Annotated in this window: 1 protein-coding gene; it reads left to right on the plus strand. The window is 48.0% G+C overall.

The genetic code is table 11. From position 1 onward, the window contains the following. Positions 1-273: bifunctional diaminohydroxyphosphoribosylaminopyrimidine deaminase/5-amino-6-(5-phosphoribosylamino)uracil reductase RibD (locus tag ACFINC_RS11380; RefSeq protein WP_375617271.1), on the plus strand; the 273-nt coding region annotated here is incomplete at both ends.

Raw genomic sequence — 273 nt, forward strand, 5'->3', positions numbered from 1 at the left:
ATTACAGCTCTTCATGGGAGTCCTCATGCGGAAGTGCAAGCTTTACGCATGGCTGGTTCTCTAGCTCAAGGAGCAACTGCCTATGTTACTTTAGAACCATGCGCCCATTATGGAAAAACTTTTCCGTGTGTCAACGCACTTATTGATTCAGGTATTTCGCGGGTTGTTGTTGCTCTGACCGATTGTGATAAGCGTGTGGATGGTCGTGGCCTTGCTCTTTTGCGTGCGGCTGGTATTGAAGTCGTTGAGGGCATTTTAGCTGAAGAGGCGTTT

Origin of the sequence: Bartonella sp. AP58NXGY (genome assembly GCF_042195785.1) — a bacterium.
In the GTDB taxonomy this organism is placed as follows: Bacteria; Pseudomonadota; Alphaproteobacteria; order Rhizobiales; family Rhizobiaceae; genus Bartonella.